Annotated in this window: 3 protein-coding genes; 1 reads left to right on the top strand and 2 read right to left on the bottom strand. The window is 29.5% G+C overall.

The annotated features are described in order from the left end of the window. Window positions 1-48 precede the first annotated feature (48 nt). Window positions 49-435 (bottom strand): phosphate-starvation-inducible PsiE family protein, encoded by a 387-nt coding sequence (locus tag L4D09_RS28640; protein WP_428460931.1) that lies wholly within the window; start codon window positions 433-435, stop codon window positions 49-51. After that, a complete protein-coding gene (locus tag L4D09_RS28635) occupies window positions 428-1,003 on the bottom strand; it encodes a class I SAM-dependent methyltransferase (RefSeq protein ID WP_428460930.1) in 576 nt (191 codons plus the stop codon). The genes L4D09_RS28640 and L4D09_RS28635 overlap by 8 nt, the downstream gene beginning before the upstream one ends. A 323-nt stretch (window positions 1,004-1,326) precedes the next feature. On the opposite strand from L4D09_RS28635, the gene L4D09_RS28630 reads away from it, so the two are divergent. Then, window positions 1,327-1,569 carry a hypothetical protein gene (locus L4D09_RS28630; RefSeq protein ID WP_428460929.1) on the top strand — a complete coding sequence of 81 codons (243 nt, stop codon included), beginning with the start codon at window positions 1,327-1,329 and terminating at the stop codon, window positions 1,567-1,569. Window positions 1,570-3,069 lie beyond the last annotated feature (1,500 nt).

The raw sequence follows: 3,069 nt of genomic DNA, 5'->3' as shown, positions 1-3,069 counted from the left end.
ATCCATATTCCACCAACATATGATTAAAATTTATAGTTTGATATAACTTTATGAACGCTCACCTTTCATGATACCTCTTGAAACTAATATAAGAGAAATACATAGAGTAAGCACTGACACTGATAATAAAATAACATCCAAAGATGCTATATCTTTTACGGCAAGTGTGATGTACCTTGATAAAGATAAAACTGCTATTATTATTGGGTATTTTATATATATTTTCCCGTGTTTAATAAAAAATTTTATCATTATTAAAACTTCTAAATAAAGAAACATAAGTAATATATCAGTAAGAGTTACCTCTCTAACAGTAAATAAGTGTATGCCTTCATAATAAATTGCATATATAGTGTTGATTATAATCAACATTACAAGAATGATCTCAAGTGAAAATATAAACGTTAAAAAATATCGTCTGATATATCTAGTCATTATTAGCCATTAAACTTAAATTGTTTTCGATTTTTGAGTGAGAGTGTTTCTTATACTTAAATATATGGGCTGGAGGTAGGTTAAGCCAAGCTTTATTATAACCAACCATTCTTAAATTGTTGAAATATAGCTGAACATCTGTAAATGATTGTTTGCTGCTGTAGCTGTACATGATCAGCAAACCATTTTCCTTTAAAACAAAGCTAATTTGTTCCAACAGATCTTCTCTTTCCTTTTGGTTAAAGTTTAAAAATGGCAATGATGATATAACAATATCAACACTCTCTTTTTTTACATCTTCCTGCAAATTAAATGCATTTAGTTTAAGATTAATGTCGTTTATCTTATTAATTCTATTGATGTAAAAGGGGTTTGTTTCGTATGTATGTAGAGAGGAACAACCTTTATCGATGATTTTTTTTGTAATACATCCATTCCCAGCACCCAATTCAACAATGGAATGGTAATTTTTAATATCTTCAGTCATCTTGTTGATAAGACTTGAACTGCTTGGTGCAATTGAACCTATTTCTTTTGGGTTATTTATAAATTGCCTAAACATGTCCATACATTCATCCTTTATCAAAAACTATTGAAAAATTTAAACTAAAACCTTCGGTGTAACTTCACCTTTAGATGATTGAAGTATAACGATAAAAGAGAAGAGATAAACATGATATAGAATGAATAAGATTTAATTAACTTATTAATGGGGATTAATTAAATTAATTAAATCTTATTTATTCGAATATTGTTGGATATTGCCAATAAGTGTGGTTATTTATTGAAACGCAAAGTTTATTTCAGTGGTGATAATTGTTTAATATTTGATGTCGATAACTTTCATATAAACTAGAACAAATTAATATTTAAATGACCATGGAGTTCGTTATGATAAAACAAAAGTTGGATCAATTAATTTCTGGTATGACCGATGTCATATCAGAAGTTTCAAAAAATGAGTCTGAATCAGGATCTGATTTTAGTGATAAACAAAAAGAGGAGATTGGTAGAGTTGCTTTTGAGTATATAACGAATGACGTTGATATTTTAAGGTCTTTCAATGATAAACTTAATAAAATATCACAAAATAACAATGATGGTGAATCATATCATCGTGGTGTCAAAAAATAGAAATAGTTAAACGAAATTTAACTTGTTTATATTTAATAAGTTAACCTTTGAGTGAGGTTAACTTATTTATATTGTTTTGATAAATAAGATTATTTCAGAGCCTTAAATACTCTGTACTTATCGATTATTAGGTATCGTGGGCTCGATTACTCGTGATTTAAGTTAGCGCTTCGAATATCTTGTATGATTAAATTTGATTGCAGGTATGTATAGTCCTCGATCAACAACATGATACATATGGTAAGTATGAGCATATCCTGAGTATTTTTAAACGTGATGATGAACGTAATATTAAAAGAGATATTTCTATTCTTTCGTCTTTCTCATATCATAACTCATTATTGTAAGATCTGTTATTTTCTTGAACTGGTAATAAATTTGAAAGCTTCTGTTACTTACTCGTCACCAAAGCAATAATTTTTCATTTATCCATATTTATAACTATGTACTTTATTTTTTGAAAATTTCGTCTATTGTCTGCAATGAACGACTGTTTATAAATGTTGAGTCATCTACCATTAAATGTAAGCGGGGATTTAAATGATTATAAGCCATCATCACTATTTGTGCTGTAAATCCAATAAGAAAAATCGCACATAAAACCAATATTGTTTTTTTCACCTGATAACATCCTGTTTGTTATGAGAGTCATATATGAAAATTCACGGTTAGTGCATTGATTGTTTAAGCCAAACACAATCTAGTTAATATTGTTATGTCTTTTAGTACCGTCTTTTTGAAAAAACACTTTTATTGCATGCGTGATACTTTTACTGTCTTTTCTGGTTAATAAATTAATCAAGAGAGGGTTATAATATACGCTAAAAAGCATATAATATTTATGGTTGATCTTTAAATGGTTATATAGACTAAATTCATTTTTCAGCGAAGCATGTAGATAGGGGCCCCATGTGGATGGCGTCAATTTCATCGGCTTTTCAATATCACTTGTGAGTAACTCAATCGTACCTTTTACTTCCTGTACCGTATTACTCGTCGTGCCATAAGATATAATCCAAAACTTAGGTGCTAATGTGTCGTCATTTTTAGAGGCCATAATGAACATTTTATTGGCATTACTATTTATCTCCGTCTGGCTAGTGGCCAACGGTAACTCACATATCAGGCAGTCTCCATAGTTAGTATTTCGGAAAATCTCCCACTGATACTTGTTCAGTACAGATGTTCTATTTGTGTGATTCATAATTATTTTGTCTATTTCTATCATATCTATATGTCGACTTTATTATCTTCTATGAAAAAGATTTCGGAGGTATAGGGTGTATTAGGGCACCGTTATTTCCTCCCTTAATACCTGATTGAACTTTAGGGAATAAACTGTGATATGACCTTGTCTCGCTTAGTCATCAAGAATTACTACCTCCCAATAATATTATTTTGATGTTTTCTAGTATTATTCCCCCCCATCTTATTTTCTTTATCTGGTTTTATTTCATAAGATGAAAACCTGATATGCTTTAGCTTAACACTGTATAAAAT

Source organism: Photobacterium makurazakiensis (assembly GCF_050336715.1).
GTDB lineage: Bacteria > Pseudomonadota > Gammaproteobacteria > Enterobacterales > Vibrionaceae > Photobacterium > Photobacterium makurazakiensis.
This window is presented reverse-complemented; position numbering and strand designations above follow the sequence as displayed.

What these genes read in the sequence shown, in the direction of transcription:
- L4D09_RS28640 (WP_428460931.1), bottom strand. Translation starts at nt 435, where the DNA reads ATGACTAGATATATCAGACGATATTTTTTAACGTTTATATTTTCACTT.
- L4D09_RS28635 (WP_428460930.1), bottom strand. Translation starts at nt 1,003, where the DNA reads ATGGACATGTTTAGGCAATTTATAAATAACCCAAAAGAAATAGGTTCA.
- L4D09_RS28630 (WP_428460929.1), top strand. Translation starts at nt 1,327, where the DNA reads ATGATAAAACAAAAGTTGGATCAATTAATTTCTGGTATGACCGATGTC.